The 1439-nt window shown below is 70.5% G+C and carries 1 pseudogene; it reads right to left on the bottom strand.

Features of this window, described 5'->3' with window-relative positions:
* Nucleotides 1–1439, bottom strand: a pseudogene (locus ADBZ5U_RS16365) (3-oxoacyl-ACP synthase); the annotation flags it as partial.

Below are 1439 nucleotides of genomic sequence, written 5' to 3'. Positions count from 1 at the left end.
GGTCAGCGGCCCGTCGGCCAGGCCGCCCAGCGACCCGCCCCGGACGCTGCTGCCCTCCCGGGTGCCCAGCGCCATCTCGACGGTGACGTGCTTGGCCCAGCCGGGGCCGAGTTCCCAGGTCTTGGCGACCCGTTCGGCCACGGCGCCCGGCCGCTTGCCGGACGGGCCCAGCGCGCTGCGCAACTGGTCGTTGACGGCGTCGGACAGCACCGGTCCGAACGGCTTGTAGGTGCGGGCCAGCCTGGTGACCTGGCCGCGAAGCGAGGTGAGGTCGGCTTCGGCCGCACCGTCGATGGCGCCCAGATTGAGTTCGGACCCCAGGTCGACCAGCAGTTGGTTGCGCCGCGAGGAGGCGCCGTCGGTGATGGACTCGATGGAGTCCATCGGCTCGACCTGATCGATGCGTATCTTGGCCGACAGCGCGATCAACGCGACGGTGGCGTCGGCGGCGTCGAACGCGATGTCCTCCGGACGGGGGGCGCCGGGCGCGGCGCCGGGCTGCGGTCCGGCGGGCTCGGCGGGAGCCGCCTGTGCGGGAGCCGCCTGTGCCGGGGCGGGTTCGGCGGGCGGCTCGTCGACCTCGTCGACCTCGTCGACATCGGCGGGATCCTCGTCGCTGGCGAACAACACCGCGGCGTCGCGTTCGACGTTGAGCACTTCCACTGTGCTGTAAGCGAATTCGGGCAGCTTCAGGGTATTGCTGGCCAGCCCCGCGACGGTCGGGGCCGACTTCACCCCGATCTCGACGAACCGCTCGACGCCCAGGCCGCCGGCGCCCTCCTCGGTGAACAGCAGGTCCTGGGTCTCGATCCAGCGCACCGGGCTGGCGAACTGCCAGGCGAGCAGTTCGATGACCACCCGGCGGCCGAGTTCCTGGGGCCGCTCGGCGATCCAGGTGTCGTAGTCGGCGAGTATCTCGTCGAGCGGCTCGGCCGGCACCAGATCCCGGATCTCCTGGATGAAGTCGCGGTCGAGGCTGAACAGCCGCGGCACCAGGTTGGGGATGTAGTGGCCGACGAGCGCGCTGATGTTGACGTCGGCCGGCATGATGCGCTCGAGCGATCCGCGGAATTCGGCGACGCCGGCGCGCAGCACGTCGGAGTGGAACGGCACGTCGATGCCGGGAACCTGGATGTAGGCCCGCCTTCCGCCGCTGATCTCCAGTCGTCGGGCGACCTCCTCCTCGAGGGCGTCCAGACCGGCGACGGTGCCGGCGATCGCGTACTGCGAGCCGCGCAGGTTGTAGTTGACGATCTGCAGGAATTCGCCGGTGCGCTCGGCGATGTCGGCGACGAACTGTTTGACGTCGGCGTCGTCGAGGTCCATCTGGGACGGCCGGATCGCGGCCATTCCGTAGTTGGACCGGCCGTGCTCGTCGCGCGGCACGATGTCGTGCATCTTGCTGCCGCGGTGGAACACCACCTCCAGCAGCGCCTCCA

The organism is Mycobacterium sp. (assembly GCF_040398885.1).
Classification (GTDB): domain Bacteria; phylum Actinomycetota; class Actinomycetes; order Mycobacteriales; family Mycobacteriaceae; genus Mycobacterium.
This window is presented reverse-complemented; position numbering and strand designations above follow the sequence as displayed.